At 72.5% G+C, this 23,753-nt stretch carries 18 protein-coding genes; 9 read left to right on the top strand and 9 right to left on the bottom strand.

Annotation, left to right across the window (positions count from 1 at the left end):
* Positions 1 to 79: 79 nt before the first annotated feature.
* Entirely contained in the window at positions 80 to 598 is a 519-nt protein-coding gene (locus tag ACLJOK_RS20665; RefSeq protein WP_091394150.1) for an acyl-CoA thioesterase, read from the bottom strand.
* Between the two features lie 23 nt (positions 599 to 621).
* On the opposite strand from ACLJOK_RS20665, the gene ACLJOK_RS20660 reads away from it, so the two are divergent.
* A complete protein-coding gene (locus ACLJOK_RS20660; RefSeq protein WP_410820346.1) occupies positions 622 to 1,293 on the top strand; it encodes a hypothetical protein in 672 nt (223 codons plus the stop codon).
* Positions 1,294 to 1,342: 49 nt separating this feature from the next.
* Here ACLJOK_RS20660 and ACLJOK_RS20655 read toward each other — a convergent pair whose 3' ends face one another.
* Entirely contained in the window at positions 1,343 to 2,635 is a 1,293-nt protein-coding gene (locus tag ACLJOK_RS20655; RefSeq protein WP_410820345.1) for a multidrug effflux MFS transporter, read from the bottom strand.
* Positions 2,636 to 2,940: 305 nt separating this feature from the next.
* Between ACLJOK_RS20655 and ACLJOK_RS20650 the strand changes: the two genes are divergently transcribed.
* Genes ACLJOK_RS20650 through ACLJOK_RS20630 form a run of 5 tightly spaced genes read left to right on the top strand, consistent with a single transcriptional unit; the run spans position 2,941 to position 7,123 of the window.
* Positions 2,941 to 3,492 carry an RNA polymerase sigma factor gene (locus ACLJOK_RS20650; RefSeq protein ID WP_410820344.1) on the top strand — a complete coding sequence of 184 codons (552 nt, stop codon included), beginning with the start codon at positions 2,941 to 2,943 and terminating at the stop codon, positions 3,490 to 3,492.
* Positions 3,489 to 4,292, top strand: a complete 804-nt coding sequence (locus ACLJOK_RS20645) for a hypothetical protein (protein WP_410820343.1) — start codon at positions 3,489 to 3,491, stop codon at positions 4,290 to 4,292. Before ACLJOK_RS20650 ends, ACLJOK_RS20645 begins: the two co-directional genes overlap by 4 nt.
* 34 nt (positions 4,293 to 4,326) lie before the next feature.
* Entirely contained in the window at positions 4,327 to 5,127 is an 801-nt protein-coding gene (locus tag ACLJOK_RS20640) for an ABC transporter ATP-binding protein (RefSeq protein ID WP_410821550.1), read from the top strand.
* Positions 5,124 to 6,512 carry a hypothetical protein gene (locus ACLJOK_RS20635; protein ID WP_410820342.1) on the top strand — a complete coding sequence of 463 codons (1,389 nt, stop codon included), beginning with the start codon at positions 5,124 to 5,126 and terminating at the stop codon, positions 6,510 to 6,512. The genes ACLJOK_RS20640 and ACLJOK_RS20635 overlap by 4 nt, the downstream gene beginning before the upstream one ends.
* Entirely contained in the window at positions 6,509 to 7,123 is a 615-nt protein-coding gene (locus ACLJOK_RS20630) for a hypothetical protein (RefSeq protein ID WP_410820341.1), read from the top strand. Before ACLJOK_RS20635 ends, ACLJOK_RS20630 begins: the two co-directional genes overlap by 4 nt.
* Before the next feature lie 44 nt (positions 7,124 to 7,167).
* Here ACLJOK_RS20630 and ACLJOK_RS20625 read toward each other — a convergent pair whose 3' ends face one another.
* The gene (locus ACLJOK_RS20625) at positions 7,168 to 8,334 is read right to left on the bottom strand and encodes an acyl-CoA dehydrogenase family protein (protein ID WP_410820340.1); all 1,167 of its coding nucleotides are present in this window, start codon (positions 8,332 to 8,334) and stop codon (positions 7,168 to 7,170) included.
* Positions 8,335 to 8,584: 250 nt separating this feature from the next.
* Here ACLJOK_RS20625 and ACLJOK_RS20620 point away from each other — a divergent pair, with 250 nt between their 5' ends.
* Both ACLJOK_RS20620 and ACLJOK_RS20615 read left to right on the top strand, forming a co-directional pair.
* Complete coding sequence (locus tag ACLJOK_RS20620) at positions 8,585 to 10,012, top strand: UDP-glucose dehydrogenase family protein (protein ID WP_238679775.1); 1,428 nt, start codon at positions 8,585 to 8,587, stop codon at positions 10,010 to 10,012.
* A gap of 151 nt (positions 10,013 to 10,163) precedes the next feature.
* Positions 10,164 to 15,059, top strand: a complete 4,896-nt coding sequence (locus ACLJOK_RS20615) for an SCO7613 C-terminal domain-containing membrane protein (RefSeq protein ID WP_410820339.1) — start codon at positions 10,164 to 10,166, stop codon at positions 15,057 to 15,059.
* Positions 15,060 to 15,211: 152 nt separating this feature from the next.
* Here ACLJOK_RS20615 and purE read toward each other — a convergent pair whose 3' ends face one another.
* The 6 genes from purE to mca form a co-directional block, all read right to left on the bottom strand.
* Positions 15,212 to 15,703 carry a 5-(carboxyamino)imidazole ribonucleotide mutase gene (gene purE / locus ACLJOK_RS20610; protein WP_410820338.1) on the bottom strand — a complete coding sequence of 164 codons (492 nt, stop codon included), beginning with the start codon at positions 15,701 to 15,703 and terminating at the stop codon, positions 15,212 to 15,214.
* A 32-nt stretch (positions 15,704 to 15,735) separates the two neighbouring features.
* Positions 15,736 to 16,911: a 5-(carboxyamino)imidazole ribonucleotide synthase gene (locus ACLJOK_RS20605; protein ID WP_410820337.1), complete on the bottom strand. Its 1,176-nt coding sequence runs from the start codon at positions 16,909 to 16,911 to the stop codon at positions 15,736 to 15,738.
* Positions 16,912 to 17,032: 121 nt separating this feature from the next.
* Entirely contained in the window at positions 17,033 to 19,069 is a 2,037-nt protein-coding gene (locus tag ACLJOK_RS20600; protein WP_410820336.1) for a thioredoxin domain-containing protein, read from the bottom strand.
* Positions 19,070 to 19,121: 52 nt separating this feature from the next.
* A complete protein-coding gene (locus ACLJOK_RS20595; RefSeq protein ID WP_410820335.1) occupies positions 19,122 to 21,653 on the bottom strand; it encodes a putative bifunctional diguanylate cyclase/phosphodiesterase in 2,532 nt (843 codons plus the stop codon).
* A gap of 179 nt (positions 21,654 to 21,832) precedes the next feature.
* Positions 21,833 to 22,126, bottom strand: coding sequence for a hypothetical protein (locus ACLJOK_RS20590; RefSeq protein WP_112582453.1), 294 nt, complete (start codon positions 22,124 to 22,126; stop codon positions 21,833 to 21,835).
* A 48-nt stretch (positions 22,127 to 22,174) separates the two neighbouring features.
* Positions 22,175 to 23,056 (bottom strand): mycothiol conjugate amidase Mca, encoded by an 882-nt coding sequence (mca, locus tag ACLJOK_RS20585; protein WP_410820334.1) that lies wholly within the window; start codon positions 23,054 to 23,056, stop codon positions 22,175 to 22,177.
* A gap of 203 nt (positions 23,057 to 23,259) precedes the next feature.
* On the opposite strand from mca, the gene ACLJOK_RS20580 reads away from it, so the two are divergent.
* Entirely contained in the window at positions 23,260 to 23,700 is a 441-nt protein-coding gene (locus tag ACLJOK_RS20580; protein WP_410820333.1) for a DUF4307 domain-containing protein, read from the top strand.
* Positions 23,701 to 23,753: the final 53 nt, after the last annotated feature.

The raw sequence follows: 23,753 nt of genomic DNA, 5'->3' as shown, positions 1-23,753 counted from the left end.
CTCGAAGCGCCATTCTGCGCACCGGGTAGGCCAACCGACGCGTGCCCGTCCCACACTCCAACCCGGCACCCCATGTGGGTCAGCCGGCGCGGTGGGCCTGGATGGCGCGGCGGCGGGCCAGCCGGTGCGCTCGGCGGATCTCCGCCTCCTTGTACCGGCGCTCGTCCTCCGCCGTCTCCGGCAGCACCGGGCGGACCGCCCGAGGCGCCCCACCCACGTCCACACCGACGAACACCAGGTACGCGGTGGCCACCCGGACCGGCGCATCCTCGGCCGAGTCCCACCGTTCGGCCACCACCCGCACGCCCACCTCCATCGAGGTCTGGCCGGTCCAGTTCACCTGGGCGTGCGCGTGCACCAGGTCGCCGACCCGGACCGCCTCGGAGAAGACGATCTCGTCGATCGCCGCGGTCACCGCGGTGCCGCCGCTGTGTCGGGCGGCAGCGGCCCCGGCCACGTCGTCGACGAACTTCATCAGAACCCCGCCGTGCACGGTGCCGTAGAGGTTGACGTCGACCGCGGTCATGATCTTGCTGAGAGTGACGCGCGAGTACGACGTCGGCTTGCCGGTTGGAGCGGCGGAGAGGTGCTCAGTCATGTCGAAAACGGTACGGTGCGCGGATGCGACATCTCTGGAGCTTCCTCGCCGGGCTGGTGGTGGCGCCCATCACCTGGGTGCTGGTCACACTGGGGCAGGACGGGTCGAGCCGGACGGTCGACCGCTGGGTGGAGATCGGCACGTTCAACACCGCCAACCTGATCGAGCCGGCCGTTTACCTCGGTGTCGGCGGTGTCCTGCTGGGCCTGCTCGGCACGCTGCGCTTCTCGCCGCTGGGCCCGATGGTGGCCGGAGCGCTGCTGGTCACCCCGTACATCGGGATGTTCGTGGCGCCCTTCTCGGTGCGGGACGCGATCCCGCACGAGTGGAAGGTGTTCGGCGATCCGCTGCCGCTGCGACTGCCCGTGGAGAACGGCACGCTCTTCCTGCTCGGCCTGCTGCTGCTGATGGCGACCTTCAGCCAACAGCGGTGGCGGCAGTGGCCGAGCCCGGCGACCGAACCGGCCGCGGCACCCACCCCCGCGTCGGACGGAGGCCCCCGCGACGACGACTTCACGTTGACCGACTGGCCGGCCCCCGCGCCCGCGGAGCGCGACACCGCGCCCCTCACTCTGGGTTACCCGGCGGACTCGACAGCGACCGAGCCGCTGCCCCGTCGGGTGGGTGGCGAATCACCCTGGTCCGCCCCACCGCGCGGTCAACCGCGCCCCGAGGACACCACCGAGATCCGCTGATCGTCGGGGCGGGCCGGTCGCCCGGCCCGCCCCTTTCGTCTCTTCCGGGCTAGTGCAGCGCGACCGCCAGGTCCCTGTCGACAGTGCCGAGGCTGGCGCGGGGAACGACGAGGACCATGACGATCAGCGCGGCGGCCATGCCGCCCGCGATGACGATCGCCATCGGTACGCTCCCGGTGCCGAACAGACCGGCCAGTGGCGCCGACACCGCGCCGATGCCGAACTGCACCGCCCCGAGCAGCGCAGCAGCGGTGCCAGCGGCCTCGCTGTGCCGGCTCATGGCCAACGCCGGCGCGTTGGGCAGGGCCAGGCCTGCCGCGGCCAGGACCAGCCACAGTGACGCGAGCAGGGTGCCCAGGCCACCGATGCCGGTCGCCGCGAACATGACCAGCAGCAGGCCGGCCGCCGTGCCGGCAATCAGGGCGCTGACCAGGATCTGCTGCGGGGTGTAGCGGCGCAGCAGCCGCACGTTGAACTGGGTGGCCCCGATCAGGCCGACAGCGCCGGCCCCGAAGGCGATGCCGAACTGCTGCTCGTCGAGGCCGTACTCCTGCTGAAGCACGAACGACGAACCCGAGACGTACGCGAACAGGGCAGCCATCGCCAGCCCGGCGACGAGCACCAGGCCGACGAACGCCCGGTCGTTGACCAACCCCCGGTAGTCGCGCAGTGTGGCGCGCACCCCGCCGTGCCGCCGACGCGTCACCGGAAGGGTCTCCGGGAGCCGGAGAGCCGCCACGACGATCAGCAGCGCGCCCAGCACCGCCAGCGCCGCGAAGACTCCCCGCCAGTCGGTCCAGCTCAGCAGGCCGCTGCCCAAGGTCGGCGCGAGGATGGGCGCGAGGCCCATGACGAGCATCAGTCGGGAGAAGATCCGGGCAAAGGAGGCCCCGCTGAACAGATCGCGGACCACAGCAGTCGCGACCACTGTGGCGGCGGCGACGCCGAGCCCTTGGAGTACGCGCAGCCCGCCGAGCACCGCGATGTTGGGCGCGAAGACGCACAGGACGGAGGCCACGATGTGCGCGGCCAACCCGGCCAGCAGCGGCACCCGCCGCCCGACCACGTCGGATAGCGGCCCGATCAACAGTTGCCCCAGCGCGAGGCCGACGAGCGTGCCGGTCAGCGTCAACTGCACAGCGGTCTCGGTGGTTTGCAGCCCCGCCGTGATGGCGGGTAGCGCGGGCAGGTACATGTCGATGGTCAACGGCCCGATCGCGATCAACGCGCCCAGCACGAGGACGAGTTGCGCCCGCTGACGGTTGGTCATCAGGTCGCCGGGCAGCACCTCTTGCGCGACGGCGGTATCGCGTCCGGTCTTCTCCACCAACTGCTTCATCATCTCGATCTCTCTGCGGGGCGCGTCGTCACGAGCGGCGGCGCGGGGCGTCACCGGACCGCGTGGACGTGGCGGCACGGTGTGGGATGCCCGAGGTGGGCAGCGTGGACGTGACGAGGCAGGGTCGTGGCGGGGGCGGCCGGGTGGGGCGATGATCCGAGGGTGATCCTCTCGCTCGGCAACACCTCGGCGGCGGATGACGTTCCCGATGTGTGGGGAGTCACCCCGCCCCGTTCGCCCGGGTGCAATGTGACTGGAGTCACATCAGGAGCAGAACCGGGGCCGGGGTACGCGTCGTCTTGCCTGGTGTGAAACGAAGTCTGGACGGGCTCGACGAGGGCGAACTCCTCCGCCGCGTCGCCCGGGGCGACCGGCGGGCGTTCGACGCGTTGTACCGGCGTACCGCCCCGTGGTTGACCGCGCGACTGCGTCGGCGCTGCGCCGACGAGGACGTGGTGGCCGAGGTGTTGCAGGAGACGTACCTGGCGGTCTGGCGGTCGGCCGGCAGCCAGGCGCAGTCCTCCACCTCCGGCAGCGCGGTGGGCTGGTTGTGGACGATCGCCGCGCACCGGCTGATCGACGCGTTCCGCCACCGGGCCCGACGGGAGCGGATCCTGTCGGTGCAGACCTTCGAGACCGTGGCCCCGGCCGCCGAGGACGAGGCGCTGGCCGGCGGGATGGACGCCAACCTGGAGCGTGCCCTGCACGAGCTACCGCCGGAACTCCGTCAGGTGCTGCGCTCGATGGTCCTCGACGGGTTGACCGCACGGGAGACCGCACTGCTGCTCGGCATGCCGGAGGGAACCGTGAAGACGCGTGCCCGACGGGCCCGAATCGCCCTCCGGGAGGCGCTGTCATGACCACTCACCCGTCGCCCACCCTCATCTCCCAGTACGCCTCCGGCGGCACCGGCGTCGACGACACGGCCATCTGGGCGGTCGAGGCGCACTTGGAGACCTGCGCCGCCTGCCGCGCAGTGCTGACGGACGCCGTCGACCCGGGCACCCGGGACCTGCTGGACCGGGTGGCCGACGAGATCGCCACCGGAATCGCCACCGGTCCGGGTCCGGTACGCCGTCACCGGCTGCTGCGCACCGGGGTCGCCACCCGGGTGCTGCCCTGGCTGGTCACCGCCACCGGGTTGATGCTGGCCGCGGCCCTGTTCGAGTGGACGTTCAACAGCCTGCCGTCGCTGGTGCTGCTGATCGCGCCGGTGGCGCCGCTGCTGCCGGTGGCGGCGGTCTGGAGCCGGCGCCTCGACCCGGCCTGGGAGCTGACGGCCACCATGCCCCGCACCGGCCTACCGCTGCTGATGCGCCGCACGTTGGGGGTGCTGTCGGCGGTCATACCGGTGCTGGCGGTGGCGGGCTGGGTCACCGGGCACTCCCCCGGCCTCTGGTTGCTGCCCGCACTGGGGTTCACCGCCGGCGCGTTGGCGCTGGGCGCGGTGGTGGGGGTCGACCGCGCGGCACTCGCGTTGACAGTCGCCTGGTCCGCCGGTGTGGTCGTGCCGAGCCTCGCCGACGGGCGACTTCCGGCGGTCCTCACCGGCGGCAGCCTGCCGGGGTGGGCGCTCGCCACAGTGGCGCTGACGGCCGTCGTGCTCGTTCGAGCGTGGCGACGGCCGCACGAACCGCACCAGAACCTTCTGCACCGATGACGACATCGAGCCAGCGCCGAATGGAGAGATCATGATGCGTACGGTCAGCGTGGCGGAGACCGCCCCGTCCACCTATGCGTGGGCGGTGCACGCCGAGAAGTTGCAGGTCCGGGCCGGCCGACACCTCGCGGTCAACGAGCTCGACCTGAGGTTGGGCACCGGTGTGCACGGGCTGCTCGGCCCCAACGGCGCCGGTAAGACGACGTTGATGCGCGCTCTGGCCACCGTGGTGAAGCCGGCCGGTGGGCGGCTGACCCTGCTCGGCGGCGAGGTCACCGGCAACGCCGACCTCCGCCAGGTACGCCGCGGTCTGGGCTACCTGCCGCAGCACTTCGGCTTCTACCCGCGCTTCACGGTCCGGGAGTTCGTCGAATACATCGCCTGGCTCAAGGAGATGCCGAAGGCGGTCATCCCTGGCGCGGTGCAGCGGGCCGTCGAACGGGTGGGTCTGGCGGGCCGCGCCGACTCCCGGATGAAGACACTGTCCGGCGGGATGCTGCGCCGTGCCGGCATCGCCCAGGCGATCGTCAACGACCCGGCGGTGCTGCTTTTGGACGAGCCGACGGTCGGCCTGGACCCGGAGCAGCGCCTCGACTTCCGCGAACTGCTGCGGGAGATCGGCCTGGACAGCTGCGTACTCGTCTCCACCCACCTGGTCGAGGACGTCGCGGTGGCCTGCTCCGACGTGGTGCTGATCAGTGAGGGCCGGCTGGTGTGGCAGGGCACCACCGGGCAGCTCACCGAGCAGGGTGGGGCCGGCGACGCCGGTGACAGCGCCACCGAACGTGGCTACTCGTCGCTGCTGCGCGCCTACCGTGAGCGGGTGTCGGCATGACGGGACGAATCCTCCGCATCGAACTGCGCCGCTCGGCGGCGCTGGGAACCGCCCTGTTGTTACTGGTGACCGGCGCGGCGTTGCTGCTGTCGTCCACCCAGTTCTTCGCGGGGCGGTGGATGCAGCTGGCGGTGATGGCCCGGTCGCTGCTGATGGTGCTGCTGCCGCTCGCGCTGGCCGGTGGGGCGTGGATGGGCCGACGCGACGCGCGCCACCGGGTCAACGAGTTGTTCGCCAGCACCGTCCGGCCGCGCTGGCAGCGCGTCGTCCCGACCGCCGGCGCTCTCGCGGTCTCGGTGGTGACCGCGTACCTCCTGGTCTTTCTCATCGCGGCCGGATGGGTGGTGCCCACGTCGAACTACTTCCCGAGCGCGACGATCGTCGTCTTCGCGGTCGGCGTTCCGGCGCTGATCGCCGCGGGTTGGCTGGGCATGGCCGCCGGCCGGGCCGTGCCCCGTGTGATCACCGCGCCGGTCCTCGCCGTGGTCGGCTTTGTCCTGGTGGGTCTGGCGCCGGAGTTGGCGATGGCACCCGACACGGGCGCGGAGATCGCGCAGTTCCGGCCGGAACCGGCAGCGGTGCTGCTCCTACCGACGATCACCGGTCTGGACGACTTCCAGACGATCGCGACGCGGGTCAGCCTGCTCCAGGCGCTGTGGCTGGTGTCCCTCGCCGCGACCGGCCTGCTGCTGCTGGGCGCGGTCCGTCGCCGCGCGATCGCGTTCGCCGTGCTCCCGGCGCTGCTCGGCGTCGCTGTCGCCCTACCGTTCCTGCCCGTCGGCGGAGCCCGCGGGGCGGCGGTCGTCGACCCGGTCGCCATCGAGCTGGTCTGCGACAACGACGGCCCGCAGGTCTGCGTGACGCGGGCACACGCCGGGCTGCTGCCCGCCGTCGTCGGCCCCGCCCGCCAGGCGCTCGGCATGATGGCGGCGAAGCTGCCCAACGCACCCGTCCGGGCAGTGGAGACCCAACAGGTCACCTACTGGGCGCGGCTGGACCGGGACACGGCACCGACCCGGCACTCCGCCGACACGATCGTCTTCGACACCCCCACCATCGACCGCGTCGGGCGCGCCGACCTGTCCGGTGACTACTTCCTGCCGTCCCTGCTGGAGGCAGCCTGGCAGCAGGAGTGCGGCGACCAGTCGGTTCAAGGCGACGTGTATCGGGCCCGGATGGTCGCCGCCGCCTGGCTGACCGGTCGACCACCGGTCCCGCAGACCGGATGGGCAGCCGAGGAGATGGCGCTGCTGGAGAGCGCGTACCGGGCGCTGGTGAGCCTGCCGGAGGTCGAGCAACGGACTCGGATGGCAGCGGTACGCGAGGGCGTACTGGCCTGCCGGGACGACGAACTGGTGGCGATCCTGCCGGGGGAACAGCCGTGAGGTGGCTTCAGCTTCACCTGCGCTCCCGCCGGGTGCCCCTCGCCCTGACCACCGCGACCGCGTTGATCGCGCTGACCTGGGCGCTGCCGCTGGCCTACACCGACGCGACGACCATCAGCGCCCGGACGGCCAGCCTCGCCATCATGCTGGCGGTGGTCGCTGTCGGCACCACCCTCAACGGCGCCGACGACGCCCTCGACCACACGATGGCGGTCAACTGGCCGGTACGCCGTGCCGGGCACCTGCTGCTCGCCGCCGCAGCGATCACCGCGCTGCTGTCCCTCAGCATGATCACCGACACGCGCTACGAGCCGTTCGCCCTCATGCTGCGCAACACCGCGGGACTGCTCGGCCTCACCGCGCTCGGCGCCACACTGCTGGGTGCCGCCCTGGCCTGGATCGCCCCGCTGACCTGGACCCTCATCGCGGTGCTGCCGATGATGGGGCCCAGCCCGGATCTGAAGATGCAGGTCGCCGGCTGGCTGATCCAACCCGCCGGGACCACCGCCGCCACCACCTGCGCCGCCGTCCTGGCGGTGACCGGTCTGCTCGCGTACGCCCTGCGGGGTTGCCCCGTGCGGCCGGTGAGCGAGACCGCCCCCGACCGGTGACTGACGCTCCGGTGCTCCGGGATCCCGGAGCACCGGAAACCGACCTAGACGTCGGCCAGCAACTGCCGCGCCATGACGATCCGCTGCACCTGGTTGGTGCCCTCGTAGATCTGAGTAATCTTGGCGTCCCGCATCATCCGCTCGACCGGGTAGTCCCGCGTGTAGCCGTAGCCACCGAGCAACTGCACCGCATCGGTGGTGATCTCCATGGCCGCGTCGGAGGCGAAGCACTTGGCCGCCGCCCCGAAGTAGGTGAGATCCGCGTCGCCACGCTCCGACTTGCCGGCGGCCGCGTACGTGAGCTGCCGGGCCGCCTCGAGCTTCATGCCCATGTCGGCAAGCATGAACTGGATCCCCTGGAACTCGGCGACGGCCTTGCCGAACTGCCGGCGCTCGGCCACGTACCCCTTCGCGTAGTCGAGCGCGCCCTGCGCGATCCCGACGGCCTGCGCGGCGATGGTGACCCGGGTGTGATCCAGGGTCTTCATCGCCGTCGCGAAGCCGGTGCCCTCCGCGCCGATCATCCGGTCGGCCGGGATCCGCACGTTGTCGAGGTAGACCTCGCGGGTGGGCGAGCCCTTGATGCCGAGCTTCTTCTCCGGCGCGCCGAAGCTCACCCCGGCATCGGACTTCTCGACCACGAAGGCCGAGATGCCCCGGGACCGGGCGGACGGGTCGGTGACGGCGAAGACGGTGTAGAACTCGGACACCCCGGCGTTCGTGATCCAGCGCTTCACGCCGTTGAGCACCCAGTGATCCCCGTCACGTACGGCCCTGGTGGTCATCGACGCCGCGTCGCTGCCCGCCTCCGGCTCGGAGAGGCAGTACGAGAACATCGCGTCACCGGCGGCGACCGGCGTCAGGTAACGGCTCTTCAGGTCGGCCGAACCGGACAGCAACAGCGGCATGGTGCCGAGTTTGTTCACCGCCGGGATCAGCGAGGAGGACGCGCAGGCGCGGGCCACCTCTTCGATGACGATGGCGGTGGCCAGCGCGTCCGCGCCCGCGCCGCCGTACTCCTCGGGGATGTGCGGTGCGTGGAAGTCGGCAGCTCGCAGCGCGTCGTAGGACGCCTTGGGAAACTCCCCGGTCTCGTCGGCCTCCGCGGCGTGCGGAGCCACCTTCGCGGCGCAGACCTCTCGCACGGCTTCCCGGATCGCCTGGTGCTCCTCGGGCAACCGGTAGACGTCGAACGACTCCCCTGCGGCCATCTCGGCCCTCCCCTTCACCACTATCATGCGCAGTCTGTGACGACTCCTGACCGCCGACCGCGCAGACTGAAGACTAGCGACTGCAGTTCAGGTGATGTTACCGGCGCGTAGGTATGGGCAAGATGGTGCACCTAACGCGCTCAGCGATGATGGAGATTGAAACAGTGAGCCACCCTCCGGTGCCCCGCCCAGGCGCCGCAGCAGAATGCGACGCGACGACGCGGCGCCAGCGCGAGCGGAGAAGACAGGCGTGACGATCCCCTACCCCACCATCCAGCCGACCCCCGCCATCGCCGCGGTGACTCCGCCCTCGGGCGCACCCCGGCCGCGGGTGACGTTCCTAGGGACGGGTTACCTCGGTGCGACGTACGCCATCTGCTACGCCGAACTGGGCTACGAGGTCCTCGGGTTCGACGTCGACGCCGACAAGATCGCGATGCTGAACGCCGGTCAGGTGCCGATTCACGAGCCCGGCCTGGACGAGCTGCTCCGGCGCAACCTCGCCGCCGGCCGCCTCCGGTTCAGCACCGACATCGCCGAGACCGCCGACTTCGGTGACGTGCACTTCATCTGCGTCGGCACCCCCCAGCGGGCCGACGGCATGGGCGCCGACCTGTCGTACGTCGAGGCGTCCGTCACCAGCCTCGCGCAGCACCTGACCCGCAAGGCGTTGATCGTCGGCAAGTCCACCGTGCCGGTCGGCACCGCCGAGTGGGTCGAGCAGCTCGTCGGGAAGCACACCCCGAACGACCTGGACGTCGAGGTGGCGTGGAGCCCCGAGTTCCTTCAGGAGGGCTTCGCCGTCGACGACGTCCTGCGGCCCAACCGGATCGTGGTCGGCGTCAAGAGCGAGTGGGCCAACGGCATGCTCTACGCCGCGCACAAGGGCGTGTTCGACCTGGCCGCCACGGAGGACCGCGAGGTGCCCCTGGTGGTCACCGACTTCTCCACCGCCGAGCTGGTCAAGGTCGCCGCGAACGCCTTCCTGGCCACCAAGATCTCCTTCATCAACGCGATGGCCGAGGTCTGCGAGGCCTCTGGCGGCGACGTCACCCAGCTCGCCCGCGCGATCGGCTACGACCCGCGGATCGGCAACCGGTTCCTCCAGGCCGGCCTCGGCTTCGGAGGCGCCTGCCTGCCCAAGGACATCCGCGCCTTCCAGGCCCGCGCCCAGGAGTTGGGCGCCGGCGAGGCGCTGCGCTTCCTGCACGAGGTCGACCTGATCAACCTGCGTCGGCGCACCCGGGTGCTCCAGCTCGCCGCGGACCTGCTCGGCCGCCGCTCCGGCCCGGCCGGCCCGGACTTCTCCGGCACCCGGATCGCCGTGCTCGGTGCCACCTTCAAGCCCAACACCGACGACGTCCGCGACGCGCCGGCGCTCGCCGTCGCCGCGCTGCTGCACAAGGCCGGCGCCGACGTGCACGTGTACGACCCGCAGGGCACCGAGAACGCCCGCCGCGCGGTTCCCGAGTTGACCTACGAGAGCAGCATCAACGAGGCGGTCAACGACGCCGACCTGGTCTGCGTCCTCACCGAGTGGGCCGACTTCCGCAACGCCGACCCGGTCGCCCTCGGCGAGTTGGTCAAGGGTCGCAAGGTCGTCGACGGCCGCAACTGCCTCGACCCGGCACTGTGGACCCAGGCGGGCTGGGAGTACCGGGGCATGGGTCGCCCCTGACGAGACCGACGCGCCACCGGCCGGTCATCGAGCATCTCGATGGCCGGCCGGTGTTTTTGTTTGCCCCGGACCCGCCGACAAGAGTCGAAATCCGCGCCAGCTTTGGGCATGCTGCGACAGTGGGAGTCCACAGTGCGGGTGGAGGGGTGTCGTGGCGACCTTTCAATGCTCCTCGTGCGGCCGGGAGATCAAGCCGGCCGTCCGATGCCCGCACTGTGGGGCAGATCAACCACAGTGGGTCGAGCACCTGGCCGACATTGAGCGTTCGATCGCGGAGATGAAGGCGCGCGACGCCGCCATCGCCCGCGAGCAGCGGCAGATTGCCGCCAAGATGCAGGCCGCGCTCTTCCAGCGGGACATCCTCGCCCACGCCGGCGAGGAGCGGATCAAGCAGGCCACCCGGCCACGCCGGGTGCTGCGCCGCCGTCCCGGCCGGCGGCCACCGACCGCCACCATGGGCGCGCCGCCCCGGGTGCCCCGCCAGGGCACTCCGCCCGCCCCGGAGGATCCGCCGCCGCCCCCGCCCCGGGCCGCCTGGCTGGACGTGGACGACCCGGAGCATCCGCCGGAGGCGTCCTCGCGCGAGGTGCAGAACATCCCGCTCGGGCTGGGCGCGCTGCTGCTCGGCGTGGCCGCTGTGGTCTTCGCCGCGGTGGCCACCAGCTCGATGGACGCGCTGGCCCGGCTCGGCATCCTGCTCCTGGCCACCGTGCTGATGCTGATCGCCCCACCGGCACTGGCCCGGCGTGGGCTCACCTCGACCGCCGAGACCATCGCCGCGGTCGGCCTGCTGCTGGTGCCGCTCGCCGGCAACGCCCTCTGGGCGGTGGACCGGATCGGCGCCGGCGGCGGCTCCGGCACGGTCTTCGCCGGGGTGATCTTCGCGGTCACCGCCGCCGTCGCATTCGGGTACGCAGGTTGGACCGGTCTGCGCGCGCCCCGCTTCGCCACAGTGCTGGCCGCGCAGCCGGTGCTGCCCCTGCTGGCGTACGACCAGATCACCGGCCCGGGCGGCTGGGCGCTGGTGCTGGCCCTGGTCGCCCTCGTCAACCTCGGCCTGGCCCGCTCCGGCGTGACCGTCGAGCGCACCGTCCGGCAGGACCTGCCGTCGCCGGGCACGCCGTCCGCGGCCCGCCAACGCGACGCGGAGAGCCGGCCGGAGGGCGACCCGGAGGAGGCCGCCGAGCTGATCGACGCCACCGCCGGCCCCGCCGACCCCCAGCCGACCCGCCCGGTGCCCGGCCTACGTGAGCTGACCTGGTTGCTGCACGCCCTGGCGGTCGCCGTCTCGCTGGCGTACGCGGTCACCGCCCTGCTGCGGGCTGACACCGTGCCGACAGCGACCGGCGCCGGGGTGGTGCTGCTGCTGGCCGCCATGATCGGGCTGGCCGGCGCGTTGGTGCTGCGTCGGCCGCCACTGCCCGACGTCGCGGCCGGCATCGTCACCCTGGCGGTGATCGGCTCACTCAGCCGAATCGCGTCGGTGGCACTCCCCGGCCAGGCGCTGCTGCTGATCGCGGCGGTGATCACGGTGACCGGGCTGGCGGTGCGGGCGGTCCCGGAGGCGGCCCGACGTGGTCCACAGATCGCCTCAGCGGTGGCGCTGACCGTCAGTGGTCTGGTGGTCGCCGGCGGCGCGCTACGCGCCGGGGTGGCACCGGTCCGGGCGGCCCTGCCCGCCTGGAACCCCGACTTGAACCAGTACCCGGGCGAGTTGGCCGCCGCCGTCGGGCCGACCACCTGGCAGCTCGCGGTCGCCGCGTTCCTGCTCACCATCGCGGCGGTGCTGGCCCTGCCCGCCGAGATCCGCCGGGAGTTCGCGGTCGCCGGCGCGGCGTTGACCGCACTCGCCGTCCCGGCCTCGTTCGGTCTCGGCTGGTCGATGGCACCCTGGCCAATGGTGATCACCGCGATCGGCATCGGGGTGATCGGGCTCTCCGCCCGCACCGGCCGAGCCGCTGTGGCGCACGCCATCGGGGCGGCAGTGGTCGGCCTGTTCGGCGCGGGCGCCAGCCTGGCCAGCCCCACCCTCACGGCCGCGGTCCTGATCACCCTGTTCGTGGCCGGCACGCTGGTCGCGCTGGCGCCCCGGATCCGGATCGCCTCGGCCGCCTCCGACACGGTCACCGCCTGGGCCGCCGGCGGCGCCGCGTTCGCGCTGCCCGGGGCGGTGGCGGCGTTCGTGGCCGCGACCATGCCCACCGACCCGACCCCCACCCCGGCGAGCCTCCGCGAGGTGACCGTCCCGGTCCTGGCGGCCAGCTTCCTGGCGGTCTGCGTAACCCTCGGCTACGCCGCCGTCGTACAGGTCTCCCAGCGCCACATCCCCGCGCCGCTGTCGGTCGGCACCGGGCTGGGCGCGTTGATGGTCACCGCCGCCGCGTTCGGGGCGCCCGGCGCGACAGTCGCCGACGCGTGGGTGGGCGCGCTCCTGCTGGTCGCGGCGGTGCTGCTCTTCCTGGCCCCCTCCATCGACGCCGGCCGTCGAGCCGACCTCACCCTCGACGGCTCGGACCTGGCCGCCGCGGCGGTCACCACCGCCCTGATCGCCACGCTGGTACGAATCGGGGCGGTACTCGCCCCGGGCGGGCAGCTGGCGGTGGCCGCCGCCCTGCTCCTGGTGGTCGCCGTGGGCGCCCGCAGCATGCCGGAGGAGTGGCGACGCGGGCCGATCCTCGGCCTCACCGTCGGCGGTGTCCTCATCGGCGTCCTCGCCGGCTGGTCGGCGGTGCGCGGTGGAGTCGGCGTGCTGGCCACCCCCGGCCCGATCTGGAGGGGTGACCTGAGCGACTGGCCGGCGGCCCCGGTCGGCGGTGCCACCTGGCAGGCGCCCGTCGCGCTGGCGCTGCTGGCCCTCGCCGCCGGCATCCTGCTTCCGCCGCCGTGGCGCTGGGACGTGTCCGGCGTGGCGGTGGTGCTCGCCACGATCGGCGCGCCTGCCGCATTCGATCTGGCCTGGTGGTCGCCGGTCCTGGTCGGCGGAATGGTCGCCACCGTGTTCGGCATGGCCGCGGTGGCCACTGAGGAGGCGCGCGCCGGGTTGTCCCGGGCCACTGTGGCCGGGGTCGTCGCGCTGCACGCCGCCGGAGCCGGACTCGTCCGCCCGTGGACCACGGCCCTGGCGCTGGGCAGCATCGCGCTGATCGGCGTGGTGGTGGCCCTGCTGGCCCGCGTCCTCGCCGGCCCACAGGTCACCGACATCGAGACCGAGGGGATGCCGCCACACCTGGCGCAGATCGGCGGCGCGGCCACCGGTGCCGCGCTGTTGGCCCTCCCCGGTGCCGTGGCGGCGCTGTCCGCCGAGTTCGAACACTCGGCGCAGGTGGTGCTGACCGCCGCGCTGGCCGCGACCAGCCTCGGCCTGGCCGCCGTGGCCGCGGTCCGCCGGCAGGTTCCGCAATATCTGCCCTGGGTCAGCGTGGCGGTGGTCGGCGGGGCCACCATCAGCGCCCTCGCCGCCATTCCCACCGGCCTCGCCGCCGGCGTCTACGCGGCCGCCGCCGCCCTGCTCGGCGTACTGGCCGAGTTGATCCGCGCGGCCACCGTGCCGCCCACCGGCGCGGCCCAGCCGGTGCGGCGCTGGGCGGTACGACTCGACGGCGCCCTACGGCGGCTGCCGGACGACCCGGAGCGACGACGGTGGCGGGTCAACCCGGCCGCGGGCGCGTTGGCCGCGGCGGCGCTTCCGACCGCTCTGGCACTCGCCTCCATCGCACCCGCGCTGGTCACCGCCCTGGTCGAGCCGCACCGCACACTGACCCGGATCTGGCAGGGCCCGCCGCCGGAGCTGCTCACCCCGCCACCGGACGTGGTCAACCCGACCCATGTGCTGACGGCGTTGCTGCTCACCGCGACCGCAGCGCTGGCCGCCACCGGCTTCAGCGGCGGGCGACGGTCCCGGGCCGTGCCGGTGGTGCTGCCCGGGGCGGCCGTCACGCTGCTGATCGCACCCCTCGCGCTGGGCCAGGGCTGGCCAGCCAGCACCGTCGCCGCGCTCTCCGTCTTCACCATCGCGATGCTTGGTCTCGCACTGACCCCACCGCCGCCGCTGGTCGAGCGGGCCCGCTCGCTGCGGCTAGCCCGGGTGCTGGTGTTCGCCATCGGGCTGGCCGGCGGCAGCGCCGGGCTCGCCGGCAGCCTGGCCGACCGGCAGATGACCCTGCTCACCCTCGGCAGCGCGGTCGGGGTGGGCGCGGTGGCGGCGCTGTTCGGCACCACCCAGCGGGCACGCATCCTCGGCTGGCTCTTCGCCTCACTCATGGCGCAGCTCTTCGTGCTCACCGCCGGCCTGGTCGCCGGGCTGGCGGCGGTCTGGTCCGCGTTCGGGGTGCTCGCCGTCGGAGCGGTCCTCCAGGTGCTCGCCGCGACCCTGCCCCGGCTGCGCCGCCCCGAGGCGCAGCGGGAAGCCTCCACTGTGGAATGGACCGGGTACGCTGCCGCGCTGATCGCGTTGGCCCTCGCCTTCGACTCGCCCCGCCACATCGCCGCCCTGCTGGCCGCCTGGGGCGCTGTCCTCGGGGTGGCGGCGACCCGACCCGGCCGTCGGCCGGTGGAACGCCGGATCCTGTTCTGGGCGGTGGTGGTCTGTGAGATCACCGCGTGGTGGATCCTGATGCGAGTCGCCGACGTGGCGCTGCCCGAGGCGTACACGCTGCCGTTCGCCGTGTTGGCCCTCCTCGTCGGAGTTCTGGAGCTGCGCCACCGACCCGACATGAGCAGTTGGGTGGCATACGGGCCGGCGCTGGTCACGGCCTTCGTGCCGACGCTGGCGATCGTGCTGGCCACCGAATCCAGCACGGTGCGGCAGATGCTGCTGCTGCTCGGCGCGGTCGCGGTGCTGATCTTCGGGTCGTCCAGTCGGCAGCAGGCGCCGGTGATCGTCGGCGCGTCGGTCACCGCGATCACGGCGATCCACGCCCTGTTCAGCCTGGGCCCGTGGCTGGCGCTGATCCCGGTGGGCATCCTGCTGCTGGTGCTCGGCGCGAGCAACGAGCGCCGCCGCCGCGCCCAGGAACGCCTACAGACCGCCCTACGCGGCATGAGATAAACCGGAGGGTCCCTGCGGCGCGGGTGAGTGGGCGCGGCGAGTGGGCCGGCCGCGTCGATCATCGAGTTGCGGTGGGGGACAAAGGGCTAATTGCACCCCCTTTTCGGGCACCATGGCTACATGATCGACGCCGGTTGAGGGCGGGGCGGGGACTAGAGCAGGGTGGCTTGGAGGGCCGCTTCCTTTGTCGCTACCAGCTTTTCCAGGTCCTGCTGGTACGTCGTCATCTTGGCGCGCAGTCCCTCGTCGGCGGCACCGAGGATCCGTACGGCGAGCAGGCCGGCGTTGCGGGCGTTGCCGATCGACACGGTGGCGACCGGGATCCCGGCCGGCATCTGCACGATGGACAGCAGCGAATCCATGCCGTCGAGGTGCTTCAGCGGCACCGGCACACCGATCACCGGCAGCGGCGTCACCGAGGCCACCATGCCGGGCAGCGCGGCGGCACCCCCCGCCCCCGCGATGATCACCTTGAGGCCCCGGTCGGCGGCGTCGCGCCCGTACTCGATCATCGCGACCGGAGTCCGGTGCGCCGAGATCACCCGGACCTCGTACGCCACGCCGAAGTCGTCCAACACCTCGGACGCGGCCCGCATGGTCGGCCAGTCCGAGTCGCTGCCCATGATCAAGCCAACCGTGCTCACTGCGGCCCTCTCCTCGTTGCCGAAACCGTCACTCACTCGTGGCCCTCGCGCAGCCAGCGCGCGGCCCGCGCGGCCCGGGCCCGCAGGTCGTCCAGGTCGTCACCGAGCACCGTGACGTGCCCGATCTTGCGGCCGGGTCGCACCTGCTTGCCGTACAGGTGCACCTTGGCACCCGGCTCGGCGGCGAAGAGGTGGTGCAACCGCTCGTCGATCGACATCCCGCCCGGCTCACCGCCGAGCACGTTCGCCGACACCACCACCGGGGCGGTCAACGCGGTATCACCCATCGGGTAGTCGAGCACGGCCCGCAGGTGCTGCTCGAACTGCGAGGTCCGGGCACCCTCGATGGTCCAGTGCCCGGAGTTGTGCGGACGCATCGCCAGCTCGTTGACCACGATCGCCGGCCGGCCGGCGTCGTCGCGCACCTCGAACAGCTCGACGGCCAGCAGGCCGATCACACCGAGCGCGGTGGCCAGATCGATGGCGAGCTGCTGAGCGGAGACCGCCAGCTCCTCGTCCAGGCCGGGCGCCGGGGCCAGCACCTCCACGTTGATGCCGTCGCGCTGCACCGTCTCGACCACCGGGTACGCGGCCACCTGACCGAACGGCGAACGGGCCACCTGCACGGCCAACTCCCGCCGCAGCGGCACCCGCTCCTCGACGATCAGCCGGGTGCCGCCAGCGAGCAGCGTGGTCGCCAACTCGGTGGCCTGCGCGGCGTCGTCGACCATCCAGACGCCCCGGCCGTCGTACCCACCCCGGGCCGCCTTGAGCACCACCGGCCAGCCGACCTGCTCGCCGAAGCCGACCAGGTCGGCGGGCTCCCCGACCGGCCGCCAGGCCGGGTTGGGCGCACCCAGCTCGGTCAGGCGTTCCCGCATGACCTGCTTGTCCTGGGCGTGCAACAGCGCGTCCGCCGGCGGGTAGAGAGCCACCCCTTCCGCCGCCAGCGTGCGGATGTGCTCGGAAGGCACGTGCTCGTGGTCGAAGGTGACGACGTCGCAGCCCTTGGCGAAGGTACGCAGGGCGGCCAGGTCGGTGTGGTCGCCGTACTGGACGTCGGCGGCGACCAGCGCCGCGCCGTCGTCGGGGGCGGTCGCGAGCACACGCAGTGACTGGCCGAGGGCGATCGCGGCCTGGTGGGTCATCCGGGCCAACTGGCCGCCACCCACCATGCCGACAACTGGCAGACCGGTACGGGAATCCATAGCGCGGCCAGCCTATCCGGGCCGCCGACGGGCCCACCGGGAGGGCTGGCGACCCGCCTCGGAAGCGCTGGCGGGACCACCCGACGGGCGGCGCGGGCGACTACCGGGCGTGGCCGTGCGCTCAGCCCAGCTCGGCTACCAGGTCCTCGACCGAGGTGACCGGCCGCTGGCAGACGAAACCCCGGCAGACGTACGCGGCGGACCGCCCCTCGACCAGCGGGCGGTCGGCGAGCAGCGGCACACCCGGCTGGTCCGGACGCCCCGCGACGACCACAGCTCCGGGCGGGGCGTGCCGGCGGGCGGCGGCCACCAGGGGGTCGCCGGCCGGGTCGTCGGTGACCACGGCGATCTCGTACGGCCCGGAGAGCAACGCCTCGCCGACCATTGCCGCGTACCCGGTGAACCGGGGGTGCTTACCGACGATCGGCGCGACAGTGCCGAGGGCCGCTTCGGCTGCTTCCCGGTAGCGCGTCTCCCCGGTCAGCGCCGAGTACGCCACCAGCCCGGCGATCAACGCCGACCGGCCGGACGGGGTGGCGTTGTCGGTCGGGTCGGCCGGCCGGGCGACGAGCCGCTCCGCGTCGTCGGCGGTGTCGTAGAAGGCGCCACCGGGCGCGGCGAAATGCGCCAGGGCGGTGTCCAGCAGCTCGCCGGCCAGTGTGAGCCAGCGGCCCTCCCCGGTGAGCTGGTGCAACGCGCAGAAGGCCTCGGCCACACAGCCGTAGTCCTCCAGGACACCAGCCGGCTCGCCGACCTTGCCGTCCCGGGAGACCCGGCGCAGCCGGCCGTCCACCAGGTGCACGGTGGCCAGGTGCTCGGCGGCCTGGCGCATCGCACCGTCGGCGACGATGGTGACGCCGTCCATCAGGTTGGCGTCCGAGTCCTGCGGGGACGCGTAGACGGCGGCGACCTGCTGGAACTCGGCGATGGCGGTGATCGCCAGGCCGTTCCAGGCGGCCACCACCTTGTCGTCGAGGGCCGGCTGCGGGCGGGTGTCCCGGGCGGCGAGCAGCCGCCCGACCACCTGCTGCCAGCGGGCGCGTACCTCGGGCGCGGCATCGTCCACGTCGCGGGCGAGCTTGAGCACGCTCATGCTGTGTTCGAAGGTGCCCTCGTCCGTGACGGTGAACAGGTCGGCGGCGAACCGGCCGTCCTCCTCGCCCAACGCCTCGACGAGTTGGGCGGGCGTCCAGGCGTAGGTGAGCCCCTCGACGCCCTCGGTGTCGGCGTCCAGTGCGGACGCGAATCCCTGCCCCGGCCGGTGCAGCTCGTCGGCGAGGAACCGGGCGGTGTCCCGGGCCACCCGGCGGGCCAGCGGGTCACCGGTGAGTCGCCACAGCTGGGTGTAGACCCGCAGCAGCAGCGCGTTGTCGTAGAGCATCTTCTCGAAGTGCGGCACCGTCCAGTGCGCGTCCACCGAATAGCGGGCGAAGCCGCCCGCGAGCTGGTCGTAGATGCCGCCCCGGGCCATCGCCTCGGCGGTGTGCCGGGTGATCTCCAGGCTGCCGGAATCACCGGTGCGCTGGTGGTGGCGCAGCAGGAAGAGCAGGTTCATGTGCGGCGGGAACTTCGGGGCGCCACCGAACCCGCCGTTCGTGGCGTCGTACTCGCTGGCCAGCTTGGCGGCCGCCGCGTCGAGCAGCGGGCCGTCCAGCGGCGCGGTGGGGCCACCCACGGCCTGCGCGCCGCCGATCGCCTCGACCACGGCGGCGCCCTGGCCCAGCACCGCCTCGCGCTGCTCACGCCAGGCGGTGGCGACCGACTGGAGCAGCTGGACGAAGTTGGGTCGCGGGAAGTAGGTGCCGCAGAAGAACGGGGTGCCGTCCGGTGTGGCGAAGACAGTCATCGGCCAACCGCCCTGGCCGGTCATCGCCTGGGTGGCGGTCATGTAGACCGCGTCCACGTCCGGGCGCTCCTCACGATCCACCTTGATCGACACGAAGTTGTCGTTCATCAGGGCGCCGACCTGCGCGTTCTCGAACGACTCGTGTGCCATGACGTGGCACCAGTGGCAGGCCGCGTAGCCCACCGAGATGAGCACCGGAACGTCCCGCCGCTTCGCCTCGGCGAACGCCTCGTCCGACCAGGGCCACCAGTCGACCGGGTTGTCGGCGTGCTGGAGCAGGTACGGACTTGTGGCGTCGGCGAGTCGGTTCACCTGACGACCATAGCCAGCCCCGGCGCGGACCGCGCGGGCTCCACCCGGACGGTCAGGACGCGCCGTCGGCGCGGAGCCGGAACACGTTCGACTCTGCCGAGTCGCGCAGCGACCCCAGCACCGCGCCGATCTTGTCCGCCGGCATCGGCTTGAAGAAGTGGTATCCCTGCGCGGAGGTGCAACCCAACTCGGCCAGGGCCATCCGCTGCTCGGCTGTCTCCACCCCTTCGGCGACCACCCGCAACCCCAACTCGTGAGCGAGGCCGACGGTCGTCCGGACGATCGCGGCGGCCTCCGGCGAGTCGGCCATCCGGATGACGAAGGAGCGGTCCACCTTCAACTCGTCCACAGCGATCCGGGTGAGGAAGGTCAGCGACGAGAAGCCGGTGCCGAAGTCGTCGACAGCGAGCTGCACGCCCATCGACCGGAGCGTCGCCAGCACCTCGTCGATGACCTCCAGCTCGCTCATCACCACCGTCTCGGTGATCTCCAGAACGAGCCGGTGCGGCGGCACCTGGTGGCGGCGCAACGCGTCGGCGATCTCCGCCGGCAACCGGGGGTCGAGCAGGCTGCGTGCCGAGAGGTTGACCGAGATCGGGACGTCCAGCCCCTCACGGGCCCAACTGGCGGCCACGCTGAGCGCCTTGTTCAGCACGTAGCGGGTGAAGGCGCCGAGCTGCTCGCTGTTCTCCACCGGCCGGATGAAGTCGGCCGGGTTCAGCCACCCACGCCGGGGGTGCTGCCAACGGATCAGCGCCTCCACCCCGGTGGGCGCGCCAGTGGCCAGGTCGACAGCCGGCTGCAACGCCAGCACCAGCTGATCGTCGACCTTCAACGCCTCACGCAGCTCGGCGAGCAGGGCGAGCTGGTCGGTGCTGGCCGCGTCGCGCGCGCCGTCGTACGCGGCGACGTTGCCGCCGCCCTCCTTGGCCTGGTACATCGCGATGTCGGCCCGACGCAGCAGCTCGGTCAGGTCCGCGGTGCCCGCGGCGGCCACCACCACCCCGACCGAGACCTCGATGGACATCCGTACGCCGGCCACCTCGGTCGGCGCGGCCAGCCGCTCGGCGATCTCGCGGGCCTGACGCAACGCGTGGGCCATCGGGGCGGCCCGGTCGCCGAGCACCGGCACCGCCGTGAGCAGCAGGGCGAACTCGTCGCCGCCGAGTCGGCCGAGCAGGTCGCCGGGGCGGACCAGCGCGTTGAGGCGGTTCGCGGTCAGCCGCAGCAGCTGGTCACCCGCCGCGTGGCCGAGGGTGTCGTTGACTTCCTTGAACTGGTTGATGTCCAACAGCAGCAGCGCCACCGGGTGGTCGTGGCTGAGCTGTCGCAGCGACTGGTCGCCCTTGCTCAGCATCGCCGCGCGGTTGGCGAGCCCGGTGAGCGGGTCGTGCACCGCCTCGTACGACGAACGGGCGGTCACCAACCGCAGCTCGTGGTGGGTCGCGGCGTCGTGCAGCGCGGCGGCGAGCGCGTCGCCGAACGCGGCCACCGCGTCATGTTCCCGGGCCGTGGGCGGGGCCGAGCGGGGGAACCGCACCCGCAGCCGACCGACCGGCGCGGCGCCGACCGACAGCGCCCGGCTCAGCTCGTGCTCGTCCGGCTCCGACTTGTCCGGTGGGCCGGTCTCCCGGTCGACCAGCTGACCGCTGGCGTCGCCCCGGTAGCGGTGCCACCGGCCGTCGGCCCGGGCCACGTCGACGTCCACCAGTTCGGCGTTGAACAGCGTCAGCGCCCCGGTGACGGCGGCGCTGGCCACGCCCCGCTCGTCGAGCTGGTTGAGGGCCGCGGTGGCCTCGGCGAAGGCACGCCAGGTGCGGCGCTCCTGATCGGAGCGCAGCCGGTAACGGTAGGTCTGCTGCAATAGCCACAGCAGCGGCGGCAGCAACAGCAACCAGCGCGGGTCGAGTTCCAGCAGAGCGACCACGACGAGGCCGACCGCCACGTTGCCGACGAACATCAGCAGCTTGCCGCGCAGCGCGGCGAGCAGCGGCGGGCCGATCGGCAGCCCGTGCCGCAGGCCCAGCGTCACGCCGCCCAGCCAGGCGGTCACCAGGAGGTACGTCACCGACCCGGCGATCACGGCGAGCGCCAGCATCGGGGTGGGTGGCGAGAGCAGCGGCCGCCCGAGCGCGGTGGTCACGGAGACGGCCAGTGCCGACGCGGCGGCCAGCGACGCGGCGATCCGGACGATCTCCAGGGCGGGGCGGCGGTCGTTGTGCAGTGACAGCATCGTCCAGGCCAGCCCGGTGCCGAGCAACGTGGCGGACGGGAGCCAGCCGGCCGGGGTCAGGTAGAGGCAGACGATCAGGGCCGCCTCGCCCCAGGTGATGCTGACCATGCCCGCGGCCGAGCGGAATCGCAGCCGGGCGAGCTGGGCGAGGGCCAGGACGGCGACGGCGATGCCGAAGCGGGCCGGACCGCCGAGGGAGTCGTCGGCCGGCAGCCGGACCGGGAGGGTCAACCCGACCGCGGCGGCGGCCAGGGCGGTCAGCGTGACGGCGGCGGTGAGCACGAGCAGCCGGCCCGGCGTGCCACGCACCCCGAGCCGATCGAACGGGTCGTCGGCCGGATCGGAGGTCATCGACCTCCCCCGTCAGCCGACCGACCGGTGTCGCGGCGGGCGGCCGGTGCTGTGCTGGTCATCGGCGCCCCCTCCCGCACACGGCTCGGGGACTTTTGGTCCCCCCGGCGGAAGGCTAAGCCAAACCGGGTGGCCGCAACAGGGGGCGACCACCCGGTTCGGCGTGATTCACGCGCGGACTACCCGTTCAGGTGCTGCTGGTGCCCATTGGGAGCGGGCGTGGATGAATCACGCCCCCCGGTCCCGTCTGTCGGATCGACGACTGCCGCATCGGCCCTGGTCGGGTCGGTCGACCCGGACTGCTGGGGGAAACGGTCCGGCAGACGGCGCAGCCGAGCGTTCATGTTGCGGATCAGCAGGATGGTCGCGGTGGCCAGCAGCAGGATGAGGAAGAGGCCCATCGGCCCGGCCAGACCACCCGTGCGGGTGTCCCCGAAGTTGTTCTCCGCGAGCACCTGGGCAGCGGTCAGCATGGCGTTCCTCCGATGTGCGGTTGGTAACCAGGGTAGCCCCGCCGGGAATCAGCGCGCGTGCGCCGTCTCCCGCACCCCGGCGAAGAGATCGGACTCGGGCAGCGGGCTGTCGACCATCGAGCGGGCCAACTCGTAGTCCTCGGTCGGCCAGGCGCTCTGCTGGAGCTCCATCGGCACGTGGAACCAGAAGCCGTCCGGGTCGACCTGGGTGGCGTGAGCGCGCAGCGCGTCATCGCGGACCGGGAAGTATTCGGCGCACTCGACCCGGGTGGTGATCCGCGGGCCCTTGTCGGGGCGATCCTCCCACCGCTTGAGCCACTCCTCGTAGGGCGATTCCAGACCGGCGGCCAGCATGCCCTCGTGCAAGGCCATGATCTTGCCCTTGGAGAAGCCGATGTCGTAGTAGAGCTTCAGCGGCTGCCAGGGCGCGCCCAGCTCCGGGTAGCGCTCCGGGTCACCGGCGGCCTCGAACGCGGCCACGCTCACGTTGTGGCACATGATGTGGTCCGGGTGCGGGTAGCCACCCTCCTCGTCGTACGTGGTCACCACGTGCGGACGGAACTCACGCATCAGCCGCACCAGCGGGCCCGCGGCGACCTCGACGTCCTGGAGGGCGAAACAGCCCTCGGGCAGCGGCGGCAGCGGATCGCCCTCGGGCAGACCCGAGTCGACGAAGCCCAGCCAGGCCTGGTCGACACCGAGGATGGCCCGGGCGGCGTCCATCTCGGCACGCCGGATCTCGCCGATGTTGGCCCACACGTCGGGGCGGTCGAGCTTGGGGTTGAGCACGCTCCCGCGCTCGCCACCGGTGCACGTCACGACCAGGACGTCCACCCCCTGAGCGACATACTTCGCCGTCGTCGCCGCGCCCTTGCTCGACTCGTCGTCCGGGTGCGCGTGCACGGCCATGAGACGCAGTTGCTCTGCCAACTTCGGCGCTCCTCGTCTGTGCCGGACGGTGGACCCGACCGGGCTCGACCGGCTGACCTGCCGGGATCTTTCCTCGCCATACCCTGTCGCCGGCCACCAGCGCCGGGCATGACCTGCCATTCCTGCCGCTGGACCGGGTGGGAGGATGGGGCTCTGTCATTCTTGCCGATGCCGCCGACAACAACGCCAGGAGATACCCGCCGGTGACCGAGACGCACGCCACAATTTCACCAGGCGCGCCGGTATTCCCGGCCGGGCGCTACGGCCGCCGTCGGGCACCGGGCGGAAAGCGCCGCCGTACGCTGCTGGCCGCGCTGGCGCTGTTGGCGCTCGTGGCCACGCTGACCGTGATCTCGGTCCGGCTCTACCGCCAGTACGGCGACCCGGTCTACGACGCCCAGGTGATCACGTACACCGACATCACGGACAAGCAGGTGCTTGTCGACTTTCGGGTGACGGTCCCGCCGGGTGGATCAGCGGTCTGCGTGCTGCGCGCCCGGGACCGTGCCGGTGCCGAGGTGGGCCGCGAACAGGTCACCGTGACCGCCGATCCCGGGGATCGGCACGTGACGAACCAGCACCGCCTGACCACCACCGCGCGGCCGTTCATCGGTGAGGTTCTGCGCTGCCGACCACCGTCCTGAGCTGCGCGAACAGCACCAGAAGCGGGGCTGGCGGGGCGCCTACCCCCGGTGTC

It is taken from the genome of Micromonospora sp. 050-3 (assembly GCF_046549335.1).
In the GTDB taxonomy this organism is placed as follows: Bacteria; Actinomycetota; Actinomycetes; order Mycobacteriales; family Micromonosporaceae; genus Micromonospora; species Micromonospora trifolii.
This window is presented reverse-complemented; position numbering and strand designations above follow the sequence as displayed.